This is a genomic window from Sphingomonas sp. SP5 (assembly GCF_058313455.1).
The window spans coordinates 79,387-102,697 of record NZ_JBZFLF010000005.1 but is presented as its reverse complement, the minus strand read 5'-3'; the positions used below and the strand labels follow the sequence as shown (position 1 = coordinate 102,697).

Genomic DNA, 23,311 nt, shown 5'->3' with positions numbered 1-23,311 from the left:
TGGGCAGGGCGCGGGCGTAGGTTGTCGGCATGAACGCTCCTGCCCGCATCGCGACCGACATCGATGAGGCGACGCTCGCCAGGATCGAGGCGGCGGCGCTGCAATTGGGGGTGAGTCTGGAACAATTCGCAGGCGATGCCCTGCGCCGTGCCGCGGACGAGGCGATGGGTCTGACCGAGCGGCTGGAACGGGGGCGTGCGCAGATCGCAGCCGGTGATTATCACGATCACGAAGACTTTCTCGCGACCCTGCGACGGTGGCAAGACGATCGGGTGCGCCCGCATTGATCCGCCTCGTCTGGCCGACGCAAGCGCAGCGTGAATTGCTCGATATTGCCGATCATTACGACCGGATCGACCCCGATCTGGCGGCTGACATCATCGATCGGATCGCAACGGCGATCACCCCTTTGCTCGAGTTTCCGATGCTGGGCGCGCGCGCCGATCGGCACGGCGCGCGAAAGTGGCGGGTACCCGGTACACCCTGCATCCTGCTCTATGACGTTGCTGCCGATCGGCTGGCGGTGCTCAGCGTCAGTCATGCGCGCAGCAACTGGATCGAACGATGAAGACCGGCCTGCTCGGTGGATCGTTCAACCCGGCGCACCGGGGGCATCGCGGGATCACGCTCGCCGCGATCCGTGCGCTCGATCTCGACGAGGCGTGGTGGCTGGTGTCGCCGGGCAATCCGTTGAAGGCGGGCGCAACCGACATGGCGCCGCTCGCCACACGGCTGGCGTCGGCACGGCGGCAGGCGCGGCGGGCGCCGATCCGCGCGACCGATATCGAGGCGCGGCTGCACACCCGCTACACGCTCGACACGTTGCGCAAGCTGCAGCGCCGCTACCCCCGGCGTCGGTTCATCTGGTTGATGGGCGGGGACAATCTGGCGCAGTTCCATCGCTGGCGCGGCTGGCGGGAGATCGCGCGCACGATGCCGATTGCGGTGATCGCGCGTCCGGGGTATGACGGGCAGGCCCGCGCGAGCGTCGCGATGGGTTGGCTGCGGCGCTTCCAACGGCCCGCAGGCCAGGCGAAGCATTGGACGACGTGGAGATTGCCGGCACTCGTGCTGTTGCGCTTCCGCCCCGACCCGACCTCCGCCACCGCGGCCCGCGCGGCCGATCCCGACTGGCACCGGCGCCATCCGGCCCAGCAACCCAGGAGTACCCTTGGCGAGTAATACCCCAGCCGTGCGGCCGGCCGATCCGGCCGAGGTCGAGGCGCTGCACCGGCTCATCATGGCGTCGCTCGACGACGACCAGGCGGAGGAGGTGATCTCCATCCCGCTCGCCGGCAAGTCGTCGATCGCCGACCATATGGTGATCGCGAGCGGCCGTTCGACGCGACAGGTCGCCTCGATGGCGGCCAAGCTTGCCGAAAAGATCAAGGCGGAGTTCGGCCGCAGCGTGCGGATCGAGGGATTGCCGACCGCCGACTGGGTGCTGATCGATGCCAATGACGTCATCGTCCACCTGTTCCGGCCCGAGGTGCGCACCTTCTACAATCTCGAGCGGATGTGGCAGTTCGGCGATACCGTGTCGTCGTCGCTGAAGCCGCTGCCGCAGACCGATCCAGAGGCCTGATATCCTCCTCCATATCGTGGCGCGTGGAAAGATCGGGCGCTCGCCCGAGGCCGAGCTGGTGACCCGCTACCTCAAGCGGATCACCTGGCCGACGCGCGTCACAGAACTGCCCGATACCGGTGGCAAACTGCCGCCGGTCGAGGCGCAGACGATCCGGGTGATGCTGGACGAAACCGGCGAGGTGCTGGGATCGATGGCCTTTGCCCGCCGTCTCGAACAGTGGCGCGATACCGGCACGCGCGAGGTGCGCTTCATGATCGGCGCGGCGGACGGCTTCGACGATGCCGAGCGTGCCGGAGCGGATCTGTTGCTGTCGTTCGGCCGCGCCACCTGGCCGCATATGCTGGCGCGCGCCATGCTTGCCGAGCAACTGTTCCGCGCGACGGCGATCCTCGCGGGGCATCCCTATCATCGGGAGGGATGAGCGTGCCACGCCGCGCAGCCTGTTGCCTCGCCCTGATCGCGCTCGCTCTTCCCGCCTACGGCCAGTCGCTGCCCGACCAGCGTCAGCGCCTCGCCGCCGCCAAGCGGGATGCCGCCGTCGCCACGCGCCGGGCAGACGATCTTGCCCGCAAGGCGGTGGCCGAACGCGATGCCGCCGACAGGGCGCGGGGGCAAGAGGCCGCCCTCGCCGCGCGGGTGGAGGCGGCGAAGGCGACGCTCGCCGCCGCGCGCGCACGGCAGGCGATCGTCGGCCGCCTGCTCGCCGATCAGCAGCAGGCACTGGGGCGGCAACAGGAACCGGTCGCCCGATTGCTCGCCGCGCTGGTAGCGCTTGCACGGCGTCCGACGGTGGCGGCGCTCGCCCAGCCGGGATCGGTCGACGACCTCGTCCACGTCCGCGCCGTGCTCGGCGGCGCGTTGCCGGTGGTCCGCGCCCGCACCGATGCGGTGCGCGGCGCAATCGCCCGCACCCGCGCGCTGGAGGGCAGCGCCGCGCTGACCGCGGCCGCGCTGCGCCAGGCGCGCGCGCGCCTGGAAGCGGACCGGATCGCACTCGCCCGTCTGGAGGCGACCCACCGCGCCCGCGCCGGCTCGTTGGGCCGCGATGCGATGAGCGAATCGGATCGGGCGCTGGCGCTCGGCGAACGCGCGCGCGACCTCGTCGATGCGCTGGGAGAGGGCGATGCCGCACAGGCGACCGCAGCCGAACTCGCCGCGCTGCCCGGGCCGCTGCCGCGCCCGCTCGCACCGGGCGCTCAACTGCTCGCGGCGGTGCGCGGCGTCTATCGCCTGCCGGTGCTTGGCCGGCTGGTGACCGGGCTCGACGAAGTGTCCGACGCCGGCGTCCGCTCACGCGGGCTGACCTTCGCCGTCGCGCCGGGTGCGCCCGTCGTCGCCCCCGCTGGCGGCCTCGTCCGCTATGCGCGGCCGTTCCGCGGCTATGGCGTCATCGTCATCATCGACCATGCCGATGGCTGGACCAGCCTCGTCACCGGCTTGGGCGCCGCGCAGGTACGCCGCGGGCAGAGGGTGGCCGCCGGCACCCGCATCGGCAGCGCGGCCGGCGGCGAGGAACCGCGCGTGACCGTCGAACTGCGCCGCCGCGGCCGCCCGATGGACATCGCCGCGCTGCTCGGCTGACGCAGCGCATCGGCCGGCATCGCTCCGTCAGCCCCCGTTCAGCCGTGCTGCGCTTTACTCTCACCGCTTTGCTCTGGCCTCAGAATACGGCTAAACGTGCGCGGTTTTCTCGCCGCCTTCAGGATGATCGATGGCCCGTCCGCTGCTTACCGCGACCGCAATCCTCGGTTCGCTGTCCCTCATCCCGCTCGCCACGCAGGCGATGGCGGCGGTGGACACCGATACCTATCGCGAATTCGACCAGTTCCTCGACGTCTTCAACCGCATCAAGGCGGACTATGTCGACAAGGTCGACGACCAGAAGCTCATCAAGGGCGCGATCCAGGGCATGCTCGCCAGCCTCGATCCGCATTCGAGCTACGTCGACGCGCTCGATTACGAGAACCTGCGCATCCAGACCGAGGGCAATTACGGCGGTCTCGGCCTTACCGTCCAGATGGAGGATGGCGCGGTCAAGGTCGTGGCGCCGCAGGAGGATACGCCCGCCTGGCGCGCCGGCGTGAAATCGGGCGACTACATCACTCATATCGACGGCAAGCTGATCTACGGCGACACGCTGGATGAGGCGATCGGCCTGATGCGGGGCAAGCCCGGCACCAAGATCAGCCTGACGCTGGTGCGCCCCGGCCAGGACAAGCCGGTGGAGGTGACGATGAACCGCGAGGTGATCGTCCAGAAGCCGGTGAAGTGGGAGGTGCGCGGCGATGTCGGCTACATCAACATCAACACCTTCTCCGAATCGACCGGTGCCGACACGCGCGCCGCGATCATGGCGATCGACAAGAGCCTCGGCCACCGGCCGCTGGGCTATGTCGTCGACCTGCGCGACAATGGCGGCGGCCTGCTGACCCAGGCGATCGCGGTCAGCGACGCCTTCCTCGATCATGGCGAGATCGTCTCGCAGCGCGGTCGGGAAAAGAGCGACATTGAGCGCTACTTCGCCAAGCCGGGCGACGATGCGCATGGCCTGCCGGTCGTCGTGCTGACCAACCCGGGCACCGCGTCCGCCTCCGAGATCGTCGCCGGCGCGCTGCAGGACCATCATCGCGCGCTGGTGATGGGCGAACGCAGCTTCGGCAAGGGATCGGTGCAGACCCTGCTCCAGCTCGGCCCGCAGACCGCGCTGCGCCTCACCACCGCGCGCTATTACACCCCCTCCGGCCGCAGCGTGCAGGAAGGCGGCATCGAACCCGACATCCGCGTGCCGCAGATCAGCGATCCGGACATCAAGACGCGGCCCGTCTTCCGCGAGGCGGACCTGCGCCGCCACCTCATCAACGAGGTGAAGGCCGACAACAAGATCCTCGAGGAGGATACCAAGGACGATCCGCGCTTCGCGATGACGCCGGACCAGCTCAAGAAGCAGGGCATCGACGACTTCCAGCTCTATTATGCGCTGAAGACGGTGGCGCGGCTCGGCGGTCCGGCGCAGGTGGCGGCGGCCACCAAGCCGCGGCCGATCCCCGCGGCGAAGCCGGCGGCCAAGTGAACCGGTCCGAACGCCTGGGGCGCTGGATCGCGCTGCTGCTTCCCGCGGCCCTGCTCGCCGGCGCCTGGGGATCGCAGCTGATCGGCCATCTCTACCCGTGCGAGATGTGCCATTGGCAGCGTTGGCCGCATTATGCCGCATTGCCCTTTGCCGTCCTCGCCTTCGTGGTGCCGCAACGCAGCATCGCCAAGGCGTTCGTGATCCTCGCCGCGCTGCTGATCGCGGTGTCGGGCGCGATCGGTGTCGCCCATGCCGGCGTCGAATATCGTTGGTGGAACGGCTTCACCGCCTGCACGCAGACCGTCGACCTGCGCGGACTGGGGCCGGCGGCGCGCCTCGATGCCTTGATGCATGCACCGGTCGTTCGCTGCGATACCGCGCAATGGACGCTGTTCGGCGTCTCGCTCGCCGGATTCAATGCCATCCTGTCATTGGGCGGATCGATGCTTATCTTGTGGTGCATGAGGAAAGCACGATGAACCGCTGGAAACCCGGCGACCGGCGCGAACCGACGCAGGCGATGATCCGCGTCGACCAGGCGGGCGAATATGGCGCGACGCGCATCTATGCGGGCCAGCTCGCCGTGCTGGGTGACCGGCACCCGGCGGCCCGCGCGATCCACCACATGGCGAGCCAGGAAGAGCGGCACCGCGCCTTCTTCGACGATCTGATCGCGCGGCGCGGCGTGCGGCCGACCCTGTTCCAGCCCTTCTGGGACAAGGCGGGCTTCGCGCTCGGCGCGATCACCGCGGCGATCGGCCCCAATGCCGCGATGGCCTGCACCGCGGCGGTGGAGACGGAGATCGACAAGCATTACCAGCATCAGCTGGACGAACTGGGATCGAGCGACCCCGAACTCTCCACCGCCATCGCCGATTTCCAGGCGGAGGAGCTGGAGCATCGCGACCATGCGCTGGCCGCGGGCGCCGAGAATGCGGTCGGCTACCCGGTGCTGAGCGGCCTCATCCGACTGGGATGCAAGGTCGCGATCGCGGCGGCGAAGAGGATCTGAAGAGGACGGATATGCGAGCGACGACGACGACGATCGCGATGGCGGGCATGATCGCGGCCATGGCGCTGACGACGGCTCCGGCCGCCGCGCAGCAGGTCGGCCCGCAGCCGGCGCAGCCCGGCGCGGCCAAGCCGGTGGTCATCCAGACGCCGGGCGAAGTCGCCAAGCGCGCGCCGGTCAACGGCGTCCTGGTCCTCTACGGCAACGAACGCTGCCCGACCAACACCGATGGCCAGGAAATCGTGATCTGCGAACGGCGCAGCGCGCGCGAGCAATATCGCGTGCCTAAGGAGTTGCGCGAATTCCAGGTGACGCCGCAGAACGAAAGCTGGGCGGCCCGTGCGCAGGGTACGCTGGACACCGGCGTCGGCGTCAACGGGATCGGCACCTGCTCGACGGTCGGCGCCGGTGGCCAGACCGGCTGCTTCGTCCAGAACGCCCGCGCCGCGCGCAAGGAGAACCAGGCCCGCAAGGCAGAGGAAGCGCGCATTCCCTGACGCAAGGGGTGGCTTTCCGTCGCCCGGGCCATCGGCGATAGCCCCGCTTCTCTCGATGCGGTAACGGCGTCGGGATCGATGAGGGGGGACGGACTTGGCGACGATCACCGAAAGCGTCGAACGTCCGGCACCGCCCCTGTCGGCCATGTCGGCGCATCGCCGGTCCGGCACGCTGCGCGCCGTGCGTATCGTGCTGTTCGCATTGGTGTGGTTCAGCTGTGCCTGGTTCGGCTCGTGGGAACTCAACGCCAACAATGCGACGCGCCTGTTCGCGGCGGTCAGCCTGGCCGAGGATGGCGACGCGACGATCGATGAATTCGCCTATCTGACGATCGACAAGGCGAGTTTCGCGGGCCACGCCTATCTCGACAAGCCGCCCGGCATGACGCTGATGGCGGTGCCGGCGGTGTGGATCGCCGATGCGGTGACTGGCGAGCGCGCGAGCCGCTTCGGCCCGATCCCAGCCGGTGCTGACTTCGAACGCTATCTGCGCCTGCGGACCCGGATCGCCAGCGCGATCGGTCCGGCGGTGCTCACCGCACTGGCGGCCGTGCTGCTGTTCGAACTTACCGCCGGCCTCACCGGCAGCGCCGCTGCGGGCCTGTTCGCCGCTCTGGGCTATGCGCTCGGCACACCGGTATGGGGATGGTCGACGACGCTGCTTGGCCATGCCGTAGTCGCCGACCTGTATGTTGTGGCGCTGTGGGCGATTTGGCGCGGCATGCTGGCCGGGGGAATGCGTGCGGCTATGCTGGCCGCCGTGGCAGGCGCTAGCCTCGGCTGGGCGGTCGTGGTCGAGCATCAGGCGGTGCTGGCGGGCGGAGTGATCGCGCTATGGGGCATCTGGCTGCTGCGGACACGGCCGGACCGCTGGCGGCTGGCCGGCGCGGCGCTGGTGGCCGGTGTGGTCGCGCTGCTGCCGCTCGCACTCTACAACCTGCTCGCGTTCGGTACGCCGTTCCGCGTCGGCTATTCCGGGGTGGTCGGCTGGGAGGGGATGCACCAGGGCCTGTTCGGGCTCGGCATGCCGCGCGCGCGGGTGCTGCAATCGATCCTGTTCAGCTTCCGCCTCGGCCTGATCTGGGTCGCGCCGGTGCTGGCGTTGGCGCCGCTCGGCCTGTGGGCGTGGGGACGTGATCCACAGCGCCGGATCTTGGCGTTGACCGCAGCGGGCAGCGCGTTGGTCGTGCTGCTGGTCAATGCCGCATACGTCTACTGGGACGGCGGCAACACCACCGGCCCGCGCTTCGCCATTCCCGCCGTCGGGCCGCTCGCGCTCGGCCTCGCCGCGGAATGGATGCGGTCGCACACGCGCGGCGAACGCTGGGCGATGATGCTGGTGCTGGGCGTATCGATCGCGATCAACGCCTGCATCGCCTCCGCCGACATCTTCGCGCCGCCCGTCACCACCTTCCCGGTATGGCAGTGGGTGATCGCGACCAACTTCGCCGGCGGATTCCTGCGTACCGTCCCCAGCGAATGGTTCGGCTGGAGCACCTGGGCCGGCTTCGCCTGCTGGGCCGCGCTGGCACTGCCCGCGCTGGGCTGGCTTGCCTGGCAGGTACGCCGGGTCTAGCATCCGCGTGCCGGGCGTGACTGGCGCCGAGTGGATCACCACAAGGGAGCGCGCGGACATCGCTGCCGCGCGCCTGGGCATTCGCTTCGCAAAGAGGAGACGCCCATGATCGATCCGCTGCGTATCGCCTTCCTGCTGTTCCCCAACGTCACGCAACTCGACCTGACCGGGCCGATGCAGGTGCTGTCGCGACTCGGCGATGCCCGCCTCGATCTGGTGTGGAAGACGCGCGAGCCGGTGTCGACCGATGCCGGCTTTGCCATCCAGCCGACCGCCACGCTGGCGGAGGTGCCGGCCGCCGACGTGTTGTGCGTGCCCGGCGGCTTCGGCGTCAATGGCGTGATCGCCGACGATGCGGTGATGGATTGGGTGAGCAGCATCGGTGGCGGCGCGACCTGGATCACCAGCGTCTGCACGGGTTCGCTGATCCTCGGCGCGGCAGGATTGCTGACCGGGTATCGCGCCGGCTGCCACTGGTCGCAGCGCCACATGCTGCCGCTGTTCGGCGCCGAACCGGTCGCGGAGCGCGTCGTGATCGACCGGAATCGCATCACCGGTGGCGGGGTGACCGCGGGGATCGACTTCGCACTGACGCTGACCGCGCTGTTGCGCGGCGAGGCGCACGCCCGGGCGGTGCAGCTGAGCCTCGAATATGATCCCCGCCCGCGATTCGACAGCGGCTCGCCCGAACGTGCCGGGCCGGAAGTCGTCGCGGCGGTCGAGCGGCGGACGCGGGCGCTGGTGCCGACGCGCGACGATGATCTGCGCGCGCTGGCGAAACGGCGCGGTTACGGCTGAGGCGTGCGCTTCAGGCCACGGACGCGGTGCCAGATGTAGAAGGCGACGAGGCCGACCAGAACGATGCCGATCAACAGGTCGGCACGGTGGAAGGCCGCCTTGACGCGCGGGTCGCTATCCCACTTGTCGCCCAGCTTCATGCCGACCCAGGCGAGGCCGAAGCACCATGGCCAGCTGCCGATGAACGTATAGACGTGGAACGGCACCAGCCGCATGCGCGCGACGCCGGCCGGGAAGGCGATGAACGAGCGGATCACCGGCAGCAGCCGCCCGATCAGCACGGCAAGGCTGCCCCAGCGCGCGAAGAAGCGGTCCGCCGCATCGAGCTCGCCTAGCCCGATCAGCACGTAACGGCCCCAGCGTTCCGCCACCGGCCGGCCGCCGCGCTTGCCGACCTCATAGGCGACGATCGAACCCAGGTTGCAGCCGATCGCCCCCGCGGTCGCGGCGAGGTACAGGTCGAACCGCCCCGTCGAGACGAGGTAGCCGGCGAACGGCATGATGATTTCCGACGGCAGCGGTATGCATGCGCTCTCGATTGCCATCAGGATCGCGATGCCGACATAGCCGCCGCTGGAGATCACCCAGATGGTGAAGGTGGCAAGGACGCCCAGGATCTTCTCGAACATGGGCGTGGGGCTTGGCGGATCGGACGGCGGAAGGGAAGGGGGGAGCTAATCCCGCAACGCCGCTTTCGCCAGTTTCAGGTCCTCGACGAAGCGGGCATATTCCTCCTGCTTCTGCGCCTCGTCGGGCAGGCGGAGGAGATAGCTTGGATGGACGGTGATCCAGGCCTTACCGCCGTCGGGCAGCGTGATCGCCCGCCCGCGCTCGCGGCCGATCGTCACGGTTCGGCCGAGCAGCGAGCGTGCCGCGGTGGCGCCGAGCGCCACGGTGACCTGCGGGCGGACCAGCATCTGTTCCTGTTCGATCCACCAGCGGCAGGCCTGGATCTCGCCGGTGTCGGCCTTGGAATGGATGCGCCGCTTGCCGCGCTGTTCGAACTTGAAATGCTTCACCGCATTGGTGACGTAGACGTGCGTCCGGTCGATCTCGGCGGCGGCGACGGCGCGATTGAACACCTGCCCCGCCGGCCCGACGAAGGGCGTGCCGGCCAGATCCTCCTGATCGCCCGGCTGTTCGCCGACGAACATCATCGCCGCATCCACCGGCCCTTCGCCGAACACGGTCTGCGTCGCATGCTTGTAGAGGTGGCAGCGGGTGCAGGCCGCCGCCTCGTCGCGCAGCGCCTCCCAGGCCGCCTGGACGTTGCCGCCGACGCTGCTGCGTGCCGTTTCGATCATGCCGCTCTCCCGTGCCTGTGCGCCGGCGATCAGTTGCGGGACCAGCGCGGTTTCCGGCATGTTCTTCCAGTATTTGCGCGGCATCTCCTTCAGCATCGCGCCGACCTTGACGCGCGCGGGATTGAAGATGCTGGCGTAATAGGTCTTCCACACCTCTTCGGTCGGATCGCCCTCCGGCGCGTCCGCCTTGCTGGCGCCCGGCCCTTCCGACAGCGCCTTGCCATCCCAGTGCAGCGACACCTCCGGCGTCAGGATCGACCAGCGCATGGCGGCGAAGCGATTGACAAAGAAGGCGGCATTGGCGCGGACAATGTGATGTTCGGGTTCGAACCAGGCGACGTAGCGGCTGGCGCCGTCCTCCTCCTCCACCTCGCGAAAGCGCAGAAAGGCGCGCATCTTGTGGATGTCGCGCCGGACGTTCTTGGCAAGCACCTCCAGCCGGCGGACCAGCGGATCGGCATGATCCTCGACCAGCCTGGGCTCGCGGCGCAGGCGGAACAGCGCCGTATAAAGCAAGGCGAACCGTTCGGGATCGTTCGCCATCACCACGCTGCGGGCCAGATCGATGAAGCCGCGCGGCACGGAGAAACCGGCCGGCGCAGCGGCCGGCGCCCCGTCTGCATCGCCTGCCGCCGCGAACAGGTCGACCGGCGCATCGCCCACCTGCCACACCACCGCATCCGGCGGCACCTCCGCCGCCGCCAGCGCACGCGCGGCGTCGCGCCAGGCGTCGAAATCATCGGGGGCGGGCAGGGTGGCGATGCGCAACACGGCGGTCAGTCGCGTTCGTCGCCGCCCGGCGGGTTGGCCTTGGCCAGTTCCAGTTCCTCGGGCTTGCGCTCTTCATAGATCGTCGCGAGCTCCTGCTCGGTCGATGTATCCAGTTCCTCCGCGGCGGCGGGAAACATCTCTTCCTCTTCCTCGGTGATGTGGTGCTCGTAGCGGCGGCGCATGTGGAAGAACTTTTCGCTCCACGCATCGGAGCCGAACTCCAGGTCCGCCATGTCGCCGAGCAGGTCGTCGACCTCCTTGTGCTCGCTCACCGAATGACGCGCGTCGTCGCGCAATTCGGGGTCGCGCAGCATGGTGGCGTAGAGCGATTCCTCCTCGGCGGCGGCATGGCTCTGGATTTCCAGGCGGAACGCCTCGAACAGGTCGCGGCGTTCCTGCCCGGCACCCTGCATGTCGCCCAGCTCCTTCAGCATGCCGCGCTGCTTGTCGTGATCGCGTTTCAAATCTGCGTAAATCTGCGCCAGCGCCATCAGCCGTCTCCTTCGCCGCGACCAACCGGCCACGGCACGGAGCGTTTCACCCGCGAATCATTCTCACGCGGCAAAGAGTTCGAGCTGGTGCGACTTGGGCGCGACGAGCGGCTTCAACTCGGCACGATCGGTCAGCATCACCGGTCGCCAGTCCTCGGCGACGATGAACGGGCGGACCTTTGCGACGCTGACCGTCAGGCGCGCGACATCGTCCAGCCGCAGCCGCCGCCAGCGCCGGCTGGCGACGATGCGATCGACCGCCTTCACGCCCAGCCCCGGTACGCGCAGCAGCATCTCGCGCGGCGCGCGATTGACGTCGACCGGGAAGCTCTCGCGAAACTTCAACGCCCAGGCGAGCTTGGGATCGACATCGAGCGGCAGCATCCCCGTCGCCTCGTCCGCCGCGGCGACCACCTCGGCCGGTGTGTAGTCGTAGAAGCGCATCAGCCAGTCGGATTGGTACAGGCGATGTTCGCGCATCAGCGGCGGCCGTTGCAGCGGCAACACCGTGCTCGCATCCGGGATCGGACTGAACGCGCTGTAATACACTCGGCGCAGCCCGAACCGGTCGTAGAGGGTGGAGGCCCGCGTGACGATCTCGCCGTCGGTCGCGGCATCCGCGCCGACGATCATCTGCGTCGATTGCCCGGCCGGCGCGAAGCGTGGGGCCGATTTGTATTTGCGGCGGGCATCGCTGGTGTCGACGATCGCCGCCTTCACATCCTTCATCGCGCCTTCGATCCGCGCGCCGTCCTTTTCCGGGGCGAGTCGCTTCAGCCCGCTGGCGGTCGGCAGTTCGACGTTGATCGACACGCGATCGGCATAGAGGCCAGCCTGGTGAACCAGTTCCGGATCGGCGTCAGGGATCGTCTTGAGGTGAATATAGCCGCGGAAGTGATGATCCTCGCGCAAGGACCGCGCGACCTCGACCATCTGCTCCATCGTGTAATCGGACGATCGGATGATGCCCGACGACAGGAACAGCCCCTCGATATAGTTCCGCTTGTAGAAGGCGATCGTCAGCTTGACGACCTCGTCCGCGGTGAAGCGCGCACGCCGCACGTTGCTGCTCTTGCGATTGATGCAATAATGGCAATCGAAGATGCAGCTGTTGGTCAGCAGGATCTTAAGCAGACTGATGCACCGCCCATCGGGTGCATAGGCGTGGCAGATGCCCATCCCCTCGGTGGATCCCAGCCCCTTGCCGTCGCGGCTGTCGCGCTTTGCCGTCCCCGACGAGGCGCAGGAGGCATCGTACTTTGCGGCATCGGCGAGGATCGCCAGCTTTTCACGGGTGTCGAGCTGCGCCATCCGTTCCATGTACGTTCTCGGGCGGCCGGGTACAAGGCAGGCGACGGCGGTGTCGCACCCATAGTCGTTGGGAATCCACCCGATCTGCTATATAATTGATGTAAAACAATGACATAGATGGGTGAGTAAGAATTCGGTCACCTTTGCCCCGATAGCCTTGCACGCATGAAGGATCAGCAGCAGGTCGATCGGCTTCTGGAGCATCAGGCGGGCATCCGTGCCAACATTGATCGCGCCGCGCGCCTGCTGGCGATCGGTGGCGCGCCGGACATGGCCGGGCTGGCGCGGCTGCGCTGGGAACTGGTGCGGCTGCTCGCCGCCTATCAGATGTTCAAGCATCGCGAGATCTTCGATCCGCACATCGCCGGCGGCAGCGCCGATCGGGCGCGGACCGCGCGGGCGCTGAAGGCGGATTGCCTTGCGCTGGGCGAAGAGGTGCGACGCTTCGTTGCACGCCACAGCAGCGGTGCGGTCGAGTCACCGGAGGTCTACCGGTCCGAGGCGCTGGCCTTTATCGCCCGCATGCGCGGCCACCTCGACTATGAGCGACGTGCGGCGGCGGCGCTGCTGGCCTGCGACGCGCCGGGGCGGCCGATCATTCCGCCGCCACCAGGCTGGTCGCTCCGCCGAGATCGACCGACACCAGCCGGCTGACCCCGCGTTCCACCATGGTGACGCCGAACAGGCGATGCATGCGGCTCATCGTCACCGCATTGTGCGTGACGATCAGGTAACGCGTCTCCGTCTCCTCCGTCATCCGGTCGAGCAGGCCGCAGAAACGCTCGATATTGGCATCGTCGAGCGGCGCATCGACCTCGTCGAGCACGCAGATCGGCGCGGGATTGGTGAGGAACAATGCAAAGATCAGCGCGATCGCGGTCAGCGCCTGTTCGCCGCCCGACAGCAGGGTGAGCGATTGCAGCCGCTTGCCCGGCGGCTGCGCCATGATCTCCAGCCCTGCCTCCAGCGGATCGTCCGAATCGATCAGCTGCAGATGCGCGGCGCCGCCGTCGAACAGGGTGGTGAACAGCCGGCGGAAATGGCCGTCGACCGCCTGGAAGGCGGCGAGCAGGCGCTGCCGCCCTTCGCGATTGAGCGTGCCGATCGATCCGCGCAGCCGATGCACCGCCTGCCCCAGTTCGTCACGCTCGGCGGCGTTGCTCCTGCCGGCTGCCTCCAATTCGGCAAGTTCGCGCGTCGCGACCAGATTGACCGGGCCGATGCGCTCGCGCTCCGCAGACAGCCGCTCGTGCGCCTGCGCCTCTTCGTCGGTGCGGCGCACCGTGTCGCTGTCGAAGCCCAACCGTTCGGGCAGCACCGGCGCCGGGCATTCGAAACGCTCGCCGGACAGGCGGCCCATTTCGACGCGGCGTAATTCCTGGTTCTCCAGCCGCGCCTGCGTGCCCGCCCGCGCCTCCCGCGCCTGTGCCAGCGTCTCGTTGGCGCGCCGATGCGCATCTTCGGCCTGCCGCAGGGCGGCGTCGGCGGCGCGTTCCGCGGCGGATGCGGTGTCGCTGTCGCTGCGCGCCTGCGCGTGCTCGGTTTCACCCGTGCCGATCGCCGCATCGAGCGCGGCGGGGCGATCGTCCACTTCCGCGGCGTCGCGGGCAAGTGCCGCATCGCGCTTGTCCATGTCGGCGATGCGCCGCGCCGCCTCACCGGCACGCGCGCGCCAGCTGCGCCCATCCGCCTGCGCCGCCGCCAGCCGTTCGCGATTGGCCTGTACGCTGCGGTCGGACGCGGCCCGAGCCTCGCGCGCGCGCGCCACTGCGGCGCGATGCGCGTCCGCTTCGCGCGACAGGGGGGCGACCGTGGCATTCGCCTGACTGCCATCGGGCAGGGCGGCGCGCGCGGCCTCCGCGTGGGTGCGTTCCGCCTGTGCGTCCGCAGCCTCCGTCGCGGTGCGCTCGGCGCGCGACGCCAGATCGGCGCGCTGATGATCGAGCCGTTCGAGCGCTGCGGCGGCACGATCTTCGGCGCGTTCGGCCTCGCGCCCGGCGGCATCCGCCTGATCCCGGGTGGCACGCGCGCCGCGCGCCGCGGCACGGGCGCCAGCGATCGCCTCCTCGATCCTCGCACGAGCGCCCTCTGCCGATTCGAGCGCCGCCGCCGCCGCCGGCCGGGCCGCGTGGAGCGCCGCCAGCCGGCCGAGCCGTTCCAGCCGTTCCGCAGCCGCCGCTCCATTGCCGCTGGCGACGAAGCCGTCCCAGCGCCGCAATCGTCCATTCCGCGTCACCAGCCGCTGCCCGACGGCGAGCGCCTGCCCGGTATCCTCCGTGGCGAGGAAGGTCTGCGCCAGCCGGCGGGCGAGCGCCGGCGGCGCGGTGACGCAGGCGGCGAGCGGCGTGGTGCCTGCCGGCGCGGCGGGATCGCCCGGTTCCGGCTCCGCGCCGGTCCAGGCGGCGAGCGTCACCTCCAGATCGTCGCCCAGTGCAGCCGCGAGCGCACGCTCGACGCCGGGTGACGGCATCAGGTGATCGAGCAGCCGGTCGCGTCCGCTGCGCTGCGTCGCCTTGGTGAGCGCCGCCGCCTCGCTGTCGATCGCGGCCAGATCCGCCCGCGCTGCGGCACGCGCGACCTCCGCGACGTCGCGTTCCGCCACCGCCGTTCGTTCGGCGGCCTCGGCCTCCGCCAGCGCGACGCGGGCCGCTTCGCCGGCGCTCGCTGCCGCGCGGCGCCGTGCCACCGCTTCGTCGCGCGCCGCAGCGAGGGGCGTGGCGCTGCCCAGTGCGGCGAGCGCCTGCGCAACCTGCCGGGCGTCACGATCGGCCCGCTCGGTGCGGGCGCGCGCCGCGGCGAGCGCTGCATCGGCGACGCGCGTTTCCGCCGCCTCGCTCGCCTGGCGGGCCAGTGCCTGCGCCAGCGCCACCTCGGCATCGCGCGCCTGGCGTTCGGCCTCGGCGAGCGCGGCAGCGAAGTGCGGGGCCGCCTCGGCGGCGGCGGCGATGCCGGCGTCGAGCGCCTTCACCTCTTCGGAAAGGTTGGCGAGTGCCGCCGCGGCGTCGCTGGCGAGCGTTCCTTCGCGCGCACGATCCTCGGCGATGCGGCGGCGTGCCTCGGCAAGGTCTACGACCCGGCGTGCCGCGGCGGCGCGCTCGCTGCGCAGGGTGGCGAGGGCGTGGCCAGCCTCGGCAGCGCGGTCGCGTGCCGCCAGCGCCGCCGCCCGCCGCGTCGCCACCGTTTCGATCGCCGTCTGCTGGGCGGCGGCGGCCTCGCGCTCGCCTGCCGTCGCGGCGGTCACGCGGGCGTGTGCGGCATCGGCCTCCGCCCGGGCGGCGTCGGCGGCGGCGACCGCATCGCGCCAGCGGGCGAAGATCATCCGTGCCTCGGCAATGCGGATCTGCTCGGACAGGGCGCGATAGCGTTCGGCGGCGCGTGCCTGCCGCCTGAGCTGGGCGGCGCGTGCGTCCTGTTCGGCGATCAGTTCGTCGAGCCGGACGAGGTTCGCCTCGGTGGCGCGCAGCTTCTGTTCGGCGTCCTTGCGGCGGACGTGCAGCCCGGCGATCCCCGCCGCCTCTTCCAGCATCGCGCGGCGTTCGGCGGGCTTGGCGGCGATCACCGCGCCGATGCGGTTCTGGCTGACCAGGGCCGGGCTGTGCGCACCGGTGGCGGCGTCGGCGAACAGCAGCGCCACGTCCTTGGCGCGCACGTCGCGCCCGTCGATCCGATAGGCGCTGCCCGCGCCGCGCTCGATCCGGCGGACCACCTCGCGCTCGTCGCCGCCCGTGTCGAGCAGGATCGCGACCTCGGCGAAATCGCGCGGCGGCCGCGTGGCGGTGCCTGCGAAGATCACGTCGTCCATACCTGCGCCGCGCAACGACTTGGCGCTGCTCTCACCCATCGTCCAGCGCAATGCTTCGAGGAGGTTCGACTTGCCGCAGCCGTTGGGCCCGACGATCCCGGTCAGCCCCGGCTCGATGCGGAGGTCGGCGGGATCGACGAAGCTCTTGAACCCGGCGATGCGAAGCCGCTTGATCTGCACGCTGTGGGAGTGCCGCTAATGTTTCCGCCTGGCAAGAGAGCCCCGCAAGGACACGCGTCCGTCGCGTCCTTGCGTCAACTGATTCAAGCGCCGGCCGCCTTCAGCAGCGGTTCCAGCTGGCCCCAGGTCACCGCCTCGACCTTCTTGCCGTTGAGGATCAGCGTCGGCGTGCCGGCGACGGTGCCGTCGGCGCTCTTGTCCTGCGTCTGCTTGGTCCAGCGGTCGATCTGGGTCATGTCGGCCAGGCATGCCCGCGCCTTGGCTTCGGGAATGCCGCGCTGCTTGGCGAAATCGATCAGCCCCATCTGCTCGGCCATGATACGAATCGCATCCACCGGCTTGGCGGTTTGTAATTGTTGCTGCACCGCCGGCGGCGTCGCCTGCAGCTTGGTGTTGAAGCCTTCCTGCGCCTGATACATCTGTTCCAGAATCGGGAAGAAGGCGGTGACGTCGGTACAATTCCCCAGCAGCGCGGGGGGGAGGTCTGGGGCGCCGTGGACGAGGAATTCGCGGTATTCGAAGTTGACCTTCCCAGATTTGACGTAATTATCCATCAGCGGACCGAAGCTTTCGCGTGCCAGCGCGCCGCAGGTCGGGCACAGGCGCGAGCCATATTCGACCAGCTTGATCGGCGCATTGGGGTTGCCGATCAGCGTGCCTTCCGCGGTACGCGCGGCGGTCTGCGTCCAGTCCTGCCCGGCGGGCGCCGCAACCGCGGCGACGGGACTGGCGGGCGACGAGGGGGTGCCGCTTTCCTTGGAGCAACCGGCCAGCGCCAGCGGGAGGACGAGCAGCGACGCGAGATACTTCATCAAAATGCGCTCCTGATTGATCGGCTTAGCGGGCGCCCTTGGCGCGCAGGACGGGTTCGAGCTGCTGCCACGTCGAAGGTGGCTGCAACGCGCCGTTGAGGTAGAAGGTCGGCGTGCTCGCCACCTCGATCGGCGCATCGCCGGTCATGGCGGTGATCCGGTCCACCCCGGCTTTGTCGGCGAAACAGGCGTTAATCCGCGCTGGCGTCAGCCCTCGCGCGCGCATCGCGGCGGTGAGGCCGGCGGCATCGGCATAGAGGCGCGCCTGCTGGATCGGCGGTTTGGCATCGATATCGGGATGTGCCTGTTGATAGGTCGCAAGCTTGGGCAGCCACGTCGCCTGCGTCGCGAAGATCATCGCATGCGCGGCCGCGAACCCGCGCGGACCGGCACAGCGCGCCAGCACCGCCGCGCCGAGATCGGCGGGATCGCGGATCAGGTGGCGGTATTCGAGGCTGAGCTTGCCCGAGCGGATCATCTGCCCCTTCAGCACCGCAGCACTCTCATTGGCGAAATCGGCGCAATGCGAGCAGGTGTAGCTGCCATATTCGACCAGCTTCACCGGCGCCGCCGGATTGCCGAACACATAGGCGCCCTTGGGCGTCTGATGCGTCACGGCGCTCCAATCGGTGGCGGGCGCCGCGGCGACGAGCGCGAGGCCGAGCGAGGCGAGAAGGGGCAGGCGGGTCATGGGGCTCAGCTGATCCTGGGAAGGCCGCGCGGCGTATGGACGCCGGCGGCAAGCGATTCGAGAACGGCGCGCAGTTCGGGATCGGCGATCACCTTCAGCCCCTCGCCGATCTCCGGCGGGGCGGCTTTCAGCGACGGCGGCGCGCTGCGCGGCATTGGCTTGGCGACCTCGCCCTGGCGGATCGTCAGCCGCGCCACCGCGGCATAGCCGAAGAAGCGATTGACCCGCTCGACGATCTCGGGCGCGATATGCTGGAGCATCGGCGCATGCGCGCTGCGCACCACCAACGTCAGCACGCCGTCCGCCTTCTTGCCGGGCGGAAAGCGCAGCGATTCGGGGGCGGAGGCGGCGGCCCAGCGTTCGCCGACGATCTCCGCCCAGCGGGTGACGAGCGCGCTCTGCACGAAGCCGAATCGCTTGAATGCGGCGCCATGGATCGCGGGCAGCAGTTCGCTGACCGCGCGGGCGCGGTTCTGGCGGGGGGCTTCGGACGTGGGGGCGCCGGCGCGCTTGCTCATTGGCGGCTCCATGCCATAGCCGGGGCGTGGACGCTACACGCTCTTGCCCCGAACCTGCCGGCGATCCGGCGACGATCGCGCCGCTGCTGCTCGCCTGGTACGACCGCCATCGCCGCGTGCTGCCGTGGCGGGCGCTGCCCGGCGCGGTGGCCGATCCCTATCGCGTCTGGCTGTCGGAGGTGATGCTCCAGCAGACGACGGTGGCGGCGGTGCGCCCGCGATTCGAAGCCTGGGTGGCGCGATGGCCCGATTTCGCCTCGCTCGCCGCGGCCGACGAGGCGGAGGTGATGGCCGCCTGGGCGGGCCTTGGCTATTATGCCCGTGCCCGCAACCTCGTCGCCGCGGCGAAGGTGGTGGTGGCGGAGCACGGCGGCGCGTTTCCGGCGGACGAGGCGGTGCTGCGGACGCTGCCCGGGCTCGGCGCCTATACCGCGGCGGCGGTGGCGGCGATCGCCTTCGGCCGGCGCGCGGTGGTGGTCGATGCCAACGTCGAGCGGGTGGTGGCGCGCCTGTTTGCGATCGTCGAGCCGCTGCCGGGCGCGCGCACCGCGATCCGCGCGGCGGCGGACCGGATCACGCCCGATGCCCGCGCCGGCGATTTCGCGCAGGCGATGATGGATCTGGGGTCGGGCATCTGCACCCCTCGGAAGCCGTCCTGCCTGCTGTGCCCGTTGTCCGCCGCATGCCGCGCCTATCGCGAGGGCGTGGCCGAACGGCTGCCGGTGAAGGCGGCGAAGAAGGCCCGGCCGCAGCGCTATGGTACCATCTTCTGGTTGCAGGACGGCGATCGCGTGCTGCTGGTGCGACGGCCGGGCAAGGGCCTGCTCGGCGGGATGCGCGCGCTGCCGACGGGGCCGTGGATCGATACGCGACCGGCGCTGGCGGAGGCGCCGGCGGCGGTCGACTGGCGCTTGCGGAACACGACAGTCTCCCATGGTTTCACGCACTTCGACATCGAACTGGCGCTTGCCGTGGGCGAGGGGCAGGCGCATCACACCGACGGCGAATGGTGGCCGATCGCCGATCTCGATCGCGCCGGTCTGCCGACGCTGTTCGCCAAGGCCGCGGCGGCCGTGACGGGGAGAGTGGAATGAAGCGGGTCATCGGAATCGCCGGCCTGACGCTGGCCGGGCTGGCGGCGACGGCGGCCGTGGGTGGGCAGGCACTGCGGCAGAGCGCGCCGGGTGTGCCGGTCACGCCGGCCGTAGGTGGCGACGCGCCCGGTCGCCTCGTCCTGCCGCAGACGCAGGCATTGTTCGACGGCTATGTGCGCGACGACAAGATGCCGGGAATCGTCGCGGCGTTCGGCGTCGGCGACCGGCCGACATGGTTCGTGTCCGCAGGCCGGATCGCGACCGATGCCGGCGCGTCGCAAGCCACGCCCGACACCCTGTGGCGCGTCTATTCGATGACCAAGCCGGTCACCGCGATGGCGGCAATGATGCTGATCGAGGAAGGCAAGATCGGCCTCGACGATCCCGTCGCCAAATACATTCCTGCATTCAAGACGATGCAGGTCGCGACCGATCCGGAGAAGAGCCTCGCCAGCGTGGCCGCCGTGCGGCCGATCACCATCCGCATGCTGCTAACCCACACGTCCGGCCTCACCTACAACATCATCGCCAAGGGCGCGCTGCTGAAGGAATATGAGCGGCTCGGCATCCTGCCCGCCGCGGTCAGCGCCAGCATCGAGCCGAGCATGCGGCGCACGCGGCCCGCGACGCTCGCCGCCTTCGCCGATCAGGTCGCCAAGGCGCCGCTGATCGCGCAGCCCGGCACGGCCTGGAACTATTCGGTCGGCCTCGACGTGATGGGGCGGGTGATCGAGGTGGCGTCCGGCATGCCGTTCGACCGCTTCGTCAACACGCGCATCTTCGCGCCGCTCAAGATGACCTCCAGCTACTGGACGGTGCCGGCGGCGCAGGCGTCGCGGCTGGCGACCAATTACGCCTTCACGGGGGCGGGCCTTGCCCCGCTCGATCCCGGCGCGACCTCCGTCTACCTCCAGCCGCCGAGCTTCCCTTACGGCGGTGCCGGGCTGGTGATGTCGGCGCGCGACTATGACCGCTTCCTCCACATGCTCGCCGACGGAGGCACGCTCGACGGGGTGCGGATCATGAAGCCCGAGACGGTGCGGCTCGCCATGTCCAACCTGCTGCCGGCCGGCGTCACCTTCGGCGGGGTCGGCGGCGCGACCGGCGGCGCGTCGGCCAATGCCGTGCCGATGGGCTATGGCGCGGGTGGATCGGTCTATCTCGCCGACGGCCCCGGCGGCATGCCGTCCAGGGGGACCTATGGCTGGGGCGGTGCCGCCGGCACGGTCGCCTTCGTCGATCCCGTCAAAAAGGTGCGCGGTACGATCATGGTCAATTATTTCCCCGCCGATCGCTGGCCGGTGCGGCAGGAGACGGTGCAGGCGCTCGCCGCCGACCTGTCGCGGTTCAAGCGATGACCCTCGTGCCGGGCTTCACCGGCGGCACGCTGGATCGCGCCGATGCGTTGCGCCACGATCCTGCCGCGCTGGCGGCGAAGCTCGACTGGCGTGCGCGGCTGCTGACGCTCGACGGATTGGTGCCGGAGGTGACGGCGGACGGCCGGCTCGCCTGGACCAGCCTTGCCGACCTGCCGGAAGCGGCGGAGGTGATCCTGCTCGGCCTCGATGGCGGGGATCGCGCGCATGTCGCCGCGCTGCTGCCCGCGAGCGGCGAGGGGACGACGCCGGCGATGCGCTCGCCCGCGCTGATGACGATGCTCGCCTCGCTCCAGCCGGGTGAGGCCGCGACCTATGCCGCGGCGCGCAGCCTGCTCGACTGGCATGCGCGCCACCGCTTCTGCGCGCGCTGCGGCGGCACCACGCACCTGTTCCGCGCCGGCTGGGGGCGCCAGTGCGATGCCTGCTACACCGAACATTTCCCGCGCGTCGACCCGGTGGTCATCATGATCGCCGAACATGACGGCCGCGCGCTGCTGGGGCGCGGCAAGGGCTGGCCGGAGGGGCGCTATTCCGCCCTCGCCGGTTTCGTCGAACCGGGCGAATCGGTGGAGGAGGCGGTGGCGCGGGAGATCGGCGAGGAGGCGGGCGTGCGGGTGCGCGACGTGCGCTACGTCGCCAGCCAGCCCTGGCCGTTCCCCTCGTCGCTGATGATCGCCTGCATCGGCGCGGCCGAGGACGATGCGATCACGCTCGACACCAACGAGTTGGAGGATGCGATGTGGGTGCCGCGCGACGTGGTGCGCGCGGTGCTGGCGGGGGAGCGGGGGCCGTTCCTGCCGCCGCCGCCGTATGCCATCGCCCATACGCTGCTGACGGTGTGGGCGGGGAAGGATTAGGTTCGCGCGGAAACTCGCGCATCGCCGCGGTGGCGAAGCCCGTCGGGTCGTCGGCTACCGGTTACGTCCTCCCCCGCAAGGGGGAGGTGGCACGCCGGAGGCGTGACGGAGGGGGAGGTGAGCGGCGTCTTCTCCCATGCAGTCCGTCGCTGACCTCCCCCTCCACCACTCGCCTGCGGCGAGCGGTCCTCCTCCCCCTGGCGGGGGAGGATGGGGGGCTATCGCATCGCGGCGATCAGGTCGTCGAGGGGCGCGACGGCGAAGCTCGTCATGTCGTCGGCGAGCGCATAGGGGAGGAGCAGCGTCCGCCCGCGCACCAATCCTCCGCAGGAATAGACGACGTTGGGCACATAGCCGTCCCACGTCTCGCCGTCCGGCTGGATCAGCGGTTCGGGCAGGCGGCCGATGACCTTGGTGGGATCGTCGCGGTCGAGCAAGGCGGCGCCGATGCAATAGCTGCGCACCATGCCGACGCCATGGGTCAGCACCAGCCAGCCCTCGTCGATCTCGATCGGCGATCCGCAATTGCCAATCTGTACGAATTCCCAGGGATATTCGGGCTGCATGATCCGCGTCGGCGTGTCCCAAGCGAGCGGCGTGTCGCTGGTGCCGTACCACAGGTTCTCGCTGTCGTGGCGGAACAGGGCGGCGAACTTGCCGCCGATCTTGCGCGGGAACAGCGCCATCCCCTTGCCGCTCGCCACCGGCCCGTCGACCGGGTGCATGTGGAACAGGCGGAAATCGTCGGTCTGCAGCACCTCCTGCCGCGCGCGCTCACCGCTTACCGCGGTGTAGCTGCCGATATAGGTCTCGCGCCCGTCGTCCTCGCGGAAGCGGACGAGGCGCAGATCCTCGATGCCGCGGCTCTGGCTCTCGACGACGGGGAACAGCACGGTTTCGGACGGCTCGCGGGCGGCGCGGCAATTGAGCTGCACCAGCGCCTTTGCGCCGATCTGGCGGACGAGTTCGGGATCGGGCTCCTCCAGCACCGGCGGCACGCCCTGCGGCCCCGGCGGGTCGATCACCAGATCGTCGTCCGCCGGCCCCCAGGTGCCGGTGCGGAAGGTGACGGAGGAGAGGTGCCCCTCGCCGATCCCGCGCAACGACAGGACGAAGCGGATCGCGCCCTCCGCGCAGTCGCTCTGGTCGGGGTGGGGCACGATGCTGGGGTTGAACAGCGCCGCCGCCTCGAACGAATATTCGGCGCTGAAATAGCCGCCGATCAGGATCTTGCGCGCCTCCGACAGCCCTGCATCCAGGTTCAGCGGCCCGGAAACTTCCTCGAACCGGCGCAGCAGCAGCGCGGGCACCTCGCGATGGCGGGCGCCGAGGCCTTCGAGGATGATGCCGACCATCGCGTCGACCTCGGCATCGTCCATGGTCTGGATGCGGTCGACGATCCGGTCGCCGCGCGGATGGTCCTCGACGCGGAACGGTTCCGGATCGTCGGGCAGGAACGGGCGGATCACCGTGCGCTTGGGATCGGGCAACAGCGTCGGCGAAAGGTGGCGGACGAAGGAAGCGGCCACGTAAGTCCTCCGAAGGGAGCGGAATGCTACG

Annotated in this window: 25 protein-coding genes and 1 riboswitch; of the genes, 16 read left to right on the top strand and 9 right to left on the bottom strand. The window is 69.8% G+C overall.

Features of this window, described 5'->3' with window-relative positions; all coding sequences use genetic code 11:
• Window positions 1-29 precede the first annotated feature (29 nt).
• The 12 genes from AC4GY7_RS13280 to AC4GY7_RS13225 all read left to right on the top strand — a co-directional run bounded on the left by AC4GY7_RS13280 (window position 30) and on the right by AC4GY7_RS13225 (window position 8,541).
• Window positions 30-287: a hypothetical protein gene (locus AC4GY7_RS13280; protein ID WP_491114951.1), complete on the top strand. Its 258-nt coding sequence runs from the start codon at window positions 30-32 to the stop codon at window positions 285-287.
• Window positions 284-568 (top strand): type II toxin-antitoxin system RelE/ParE family toxin, encoded by a 285-nt coding sequence (locus AC4GY7_RS13275; RefSeq protein ID WP_491114949.1) that lies wholly within the window; start codon window positions 284-286, stop codon window positions 566-568. The genes AC4GY7_RS13280 and AC4GY7_RS13275 overlap by 4 nt, the downstream gene beginning before the upstream one ends.
• Window positions 565-1,182, top strand: coding sequence for a nicotinate-nucleotide adenylyltransferase (locus AC4GY7_RS13270; RefSeq protein ID WP_491114947.1), 618 nt, complete (start codon window positions 565-567; stop codon window positions 1,180-1,182). Before AC4GY7_RS13275 ends, AC4GY7_RS13270 begins: the two co-directional genes overlap by 4 nt.
• Window positions 1,172-1,585 (top strand): ribosome silencing factor, encoded by a 414-nt coding sequence (rsfS, locus tag AC4GY7_RS13265; protein WP_491114945.1) that lies wholly within the window; start codon window positions 1,172-1,174, stop codon window positions 1,583-1,585. Before AC4GY7_RS13270 ends, rsfS begins: the two co-directional genes overlap by 11 nt.
• Before the next feature lies 1 nt (window position 1,586).
• Window positions 1,587-2,009: a 23S rRNA (pseudouridine(1915)-N(3))-methyltransferase RlmH gene (locus AC4GY7_RS13260; protein ID WP_491115362.1), complete on the top strand. Its 423-nt coding sequence runs from the start codon at window positions 1,587-1,589 to the stop codon at window positions 2,007-2,009.
• 2 nt (window positions 2,010-2,011) lie between these two features.
• Window positions 2,012-3,169: a murein hydrolase activator EnvC family protein gene (locus tag AC4GY7_RS13255; RefSeq protein WP_491114943.1), complete on the top strand. Its 1,158-nt coding sequence runs from the start codon at window positions 2,012-2,014 to the stop codon at window positions 3,167-3,169.
• 130 nt (window positions 3,170-3,299) lie between these two features.
• Window positions 3,300-4,658, top strand: coding sequence for a S41 family peptidase (locus AC4GY7_RS13250; protein WP_443584350.1), 1,359 nt, complete (start codon window positions 3,300-3,302; stop codon window positions 4,656-4,658).
• Window positions 4,655-5,137 (top strand): disulfide bond formation protein B, encoded by a 483-nt coding sequence (locus AC4GY7_RS13245; RefSeq protein WP_491114939.1) that lies wholly within the window; start codon window positions 4,655-4,657, stop codon window positions 5,135-5,137. Before AC4GY7_RS13250 ends, AC4GY7_RS13245 begins: the two co-directional genes overlap by 4 nt.
• The gene (locus AC4GY7_RS13240) at window positions 5,134-5,670 is read left to right on the top strand and encodes a demethoxyubiquinone hydroxylase family protein (protein WP_443584348.1); all 537 of its coding nucleotides are present in this window, start codon (window positions 5,134-5,136) and stop codon (window positions 5,668-5,670) included. Before AC4GY7_RS13245 ends, AC4GY7_RS13240 begins: the two co-directional genes overlap by 4 nt.
• 11 nt (window positions 5,671-5,681) lie before the next feature.
• Window positions 5,682-6,167: a hypothetical protein gene (locus AC4GY7_RS13235; RefSeq protein WP_491114935.1), complete on the top strand. Its 486-nt coding sequence runs from the start codon at window positions 5,682-5,684 to the stop codon at window positions 6,165-6,167.
• Between the two features lie 94 nt (window positions 6,168-6,261).
• On the top strand, window positions 6,262-7,743 hold the full coding sequence (locus AC4GY7_RS13230; RefSeq protein ID WP_491114933.1) for a hypothetical protein: 1,482 nt from the start codon (window positions 6,262-6,264) through the stop codon (window positions 7,741-7,743).
• Between the two features lie 6 nt (window positions 7,744-7,749).
• Window positions 7,750-7,829: riboswitch (ZMP/ZTP riboswitch) on the top strand.
• A 19-nt stretch (window positions 7,830-7,848) separates the two neighbouring features.
• Window positions 7,849-8,541, top strand: coding sequence for a DJ-1/PfpI family protein (locus tag AC4GY7_RS13225; protein WP_491114930.1), 693 nt, complete (start codon window positions 7,849-7,851; stop codon window positions 8,539-8,541).
• Here the strand turns inward: AC4GY7_RS13225 and AC4GY7_RS13220 are convergent.
• The 4 genes from AC4GY7_RS13220 to AC4GY7_RS13205 form a co-directional block, all read right to left on the bottom strand.
• Window positions 8,532-9,170, bottom strand: a complete 639-nt coding sequence (locus AC4GY7_RS13220) for a DedA family protein (RefSeq protein WP_491114927.1) — start codon at window positions 9,168-9,170, stop codon at window positions 8,532-8,534. The two genes, AC4GY7_RS13225 and AC4GY7_RS13220, sit on opposite strands and share 10 nt — an antisense overlap.
• Before the next feature lie 45 nt (window positions 9,171-9,215).
• Entirely contained in the window at window positions 9,216-10,613 is a 1,398-nt protein-coding gene (locus AC4GY7_RS13215) for a UdgX family uracil-DNA binding protein (protein WP_491115360.1), read from the bottom strand.
• Window positions 10,614-10,621: 8 nt separating this feature from the next.
• Window positions 10,622-11,107 (bottom strand): hemerythrin domain-containing protein, encoded by a 486-nt coding sequence (locus AC4GY7_RS13210; protein ID WP_491114924.1) that lies wholly within the window; start codon window positions 11,105-11,107, stop codon window positions 10,622-10,624.
• Between the two features lie 63 nt (window positions 11,108-11,170).
• Entirely contained in the window at window positions 11,171-12,418 is a 1,248-nt protein-coding gene (locus tag AC4GY7_RS13205; RefSeq protein WP_491114921.1) for a putative DNA modification/repair radical SAM protein, read from the bottom strand.
• A gap of 165 nt (window positions 12,419-12,583) precedes the next feature.
• On the opposite strand from AC4GY7_RS13205, the gene AC4GY7_RS13200 reads away from it, so the two are divergent.
• Window positions 12,584-13,072 (top strand): hypothetical protein, encoded by a 489-nt coding sequence (locus AC4GY7_RS13200; RefSeq protein WP_491114919.1) that lies wholly within the window; start codon window positions 12,584-12,586, stop codon window positions 13,070-13,072.
• Here the strand turns inward: AC4GY7_RS13200 and AC4GY7_RS13195 are convergent.
• The 4 genes from AC4GY7_RS13195 to AC4GY7_RS13180 form a co-directional block, all read right to left on the bottom strand.
• Window positions 13,014-16,400 (bottom strand): chromosome segregation SMC family protein, encoded by a 3,387-nt coding sequence (locus tag AC4GY7_RS13195; protein ID WP_491114916.1) that lies wholly within the window; start codon window positions 16,398-16,400, stop codon window positions 13,014-13,016. The two genes, AC4GY7_RS13200 and AC4GY7_RS13195, sit on opposite strands and share 59 nt — an antisense overlap.
• Before the next feature lie 83 nt (window positions 16,401-16,483).
• On the bottom strand, window positions 16,484-17,212 hold the full coding sequence (locus AC4GY7_RS13190) for a thioredoxin domain-containing protein (RefSeq protein ID WP_491114914.1): 729 nt from the start codon (window positions 17,210-17,212) through the stop codon (window positions 16,484-16,486).
• A 25-nt stretch (window positions 17,213-17,237) separates the two neighbouring features.
• Window positions 17,238-17,903 (bottom strand): DsbA family protein, encoded by a 666-nt coding sequence (locus AC4GY7_RS13185; protein WP_491114911.1) that lies wholly within the window; start codon window positions 17,901-17,903, stop codon window positions 17,238-17,240.
• Window positions 17,904-17,908: 5 nt separating this feature from the next.
• A complete protein-coding gene (locus AC4GY7_RS13180) occupies window positions 17,909-18,421 on the bottom strand; it encodes a DUF721 domain-containing protein (protein ID WP_443584337.1) in 513 nt (170 codons plus the stop codon).
• A gap of 26 nt (window positions 18,422-18,447) precedes the next feature.
• Between AC4GY7_RS13180 and AC4GY7_RS13175 the strand changes: the two genes are divergently transcribed.
• Genes AC4GY7_RS13175 through nudC form a run of 3 tightly spaced genes read left to right on the top strand, consistent with a single transcriptional unit; the run spans window position 18,448 to window position 21,751 of the window.
• Window positions 18,448-19,515 carry an A/G-specific adenine glycosylase gene (locus AC4GY7_RS13175; protein WP_491114908.1) on the top strand — a complete coding sequence of 356 codons (1,068 nt, stop codon included), beginning with the start codon at window positions 18,448-18,450 and terminating at the stop codon, window positions 19,513-19,515.
• Window positions 19,512-20,873, top strand: a complete 1,362-nt coding sequence (locus AC4GY7_RS13170; protein ID WP_491114905.1) for a serine hydrolase domain-containing protein — start codon at window positions 19,512-19,514, stop codon at window positions 20,871-20,873. The genes AC4GY7_RS13175 and AC4GY7_RS13170 overlap by 4 nt, the downstream gene beginning before the upstream one ends.
• Window positions 20,870-21,751, top strand: coding sequence for an NAD(+) diphosphatase (gene nudC, locus AC4GY7_RS13165; protein ID WP_491114900.1), 882 nt, complete (start codon window positions 20,870-20,872; stop codon window positions 21,749-21,751). Before AC4GY7_RS13170 ends, nudC begins: the two co-directional genes overlap by 4 nt.
• A gap of 218 nt (window positions 21,752-21,969) precedes the next feature.
• On the opposite strand, the gene AC4GY7_RS13160 is transcribed toward nudC, so the two are convergent.
• Window positions 21,970-23,280 carry a glycoside hydrolase family 130 protein gene (locus AC4GY7_RS13160; RefSeq protein WP_491114897.1) on the bottom strand — a complete coding sequence of 437 codons (1,311 nt, stop codon included), beginning with the start codon at window positions 23,278-23,280 and terminating at the stop codon, window positions 21,970-21,972.
• Between the last annotated feature and the right edge of the window lie 31 nt (window positions 23,281-23,311).

What these genes read in the sequence shown, in the direction of transcription:
- AC4GY7_RS13280 (WP_491114951.1), top strand. Translation starts at nt 30, where the DNA reads ATGAACGCTCCTGCCCGCATCGCGACCGACATCGATGAGGCGACGCTC.
- AC4GY7_RS13270 (WP_491114947.1), top strand. Translation starts at nt 565, where the DNA reads ATGAAGACCGGCCTGCTCGGTGGATCGTTCAACCCGGCGCACCGGGGG.
- AC4GY7_RS13250 (WP_443584350.1), top strand. Translation starts at nt 3,300, where the DNA reads ATGGCCCGTCCGCTGCTTACCGCGACCGCAATCCTCGGTTCGCTGTCC.
- AC4GY7_RS13240 (WP_443584348.1), top strand. Translation starts at nt 5,134, where the DNA reads ATGAACCGCTGGAAACCCGGCGACCGGCGCGAACCGACGCAGGCGATG.
- AC4GY7_RS13235 (WP_491114935.1), top strand. Translation starts at nt 5,682, where the DNA reads ATGCGAGCGACGACGACGACGATCGCGATGGCGGGCATGATCGCGGCC.
- AC4GY7_RS13225 (WP_491114930.1), top strand. Translation starts at nt 7,849, where the DNA reads ATGATCGATCCGCTGCGTATCGCCTTCCTGCTGTTCCCCAACGTCACG.
- AC4GY7_RS13220 (WP_491114927.1), bottom strand. Translation starts at nt 9,170, where the DNA reads ATGTTCGAGAAGATCCTGGGCGTCCTTGCCACCTTCACCATCTGGGTG.
- AC4GY7_RS13210 (WP_491114924.1), bottom strand. Translation starts at nt 11,107, where the DNA reads ATGGCGCTGGCGCAGATTTACGCAGATTTGAAACGCGATCACGACAAG.
- AC4GY7_RS13205 (WP_491114921.1), bottom strand. Translation starts at nt 12,418, where the DNA reads ATGGCGCAGCTCGACACCCGTGAAAAGCTGGCGATCCTCGCCGATGCC.
- AC4GY7_RS13200 (WP_491114919.1), top strand. Translation starts at nt 12,584, where the DNA reads ATGAAGGATCAGCAGCAGGTCGATCGGCTTCTGGAGCATCAGGCGGGC.
- AC4GY7_RS13190 (WP_491114914.1), bottom strand. Translation starts at nt 17,212, where the DNA reads ATGAAGTATCTCGCGTCGCTGCTCGTCCTCCCGCTGGCGCTGGCCGGT.
- AC4GY7_RS13185 (WP_491114911.1), bottom strand. Translation starts at nt 17,903, where the DNA reads ATGACCCGCCTGCCCCTTCTCGCCTCGCTCGGCCTCGCGCTCGTCGCC.
- AC4GY7_RS13180 (WP_443584337.1), bottom strand. Translation starts at nt 18,421, where the DNA reads ATGAGCAAGCGCGCCGGCGCCCCCACGTCCGAAGCCCCCCGCCAGAAC.
- AC4GY7_RS13170 (WP_491114905.1), top strand. Translation starts at nt 19,512, where the DNA reads ATGAAGCGGGTCATCGGAATCGCCGGCCTGACGCTGGCCGGGCTGGCG.
- nudC (WP_491114900.1), top strand. Translation starts at nt 20,870, where the DNA reads ATGACCCTCGTGCCGGGCTTCACCGGCGGCACGCTGGATCGCGCCGAT.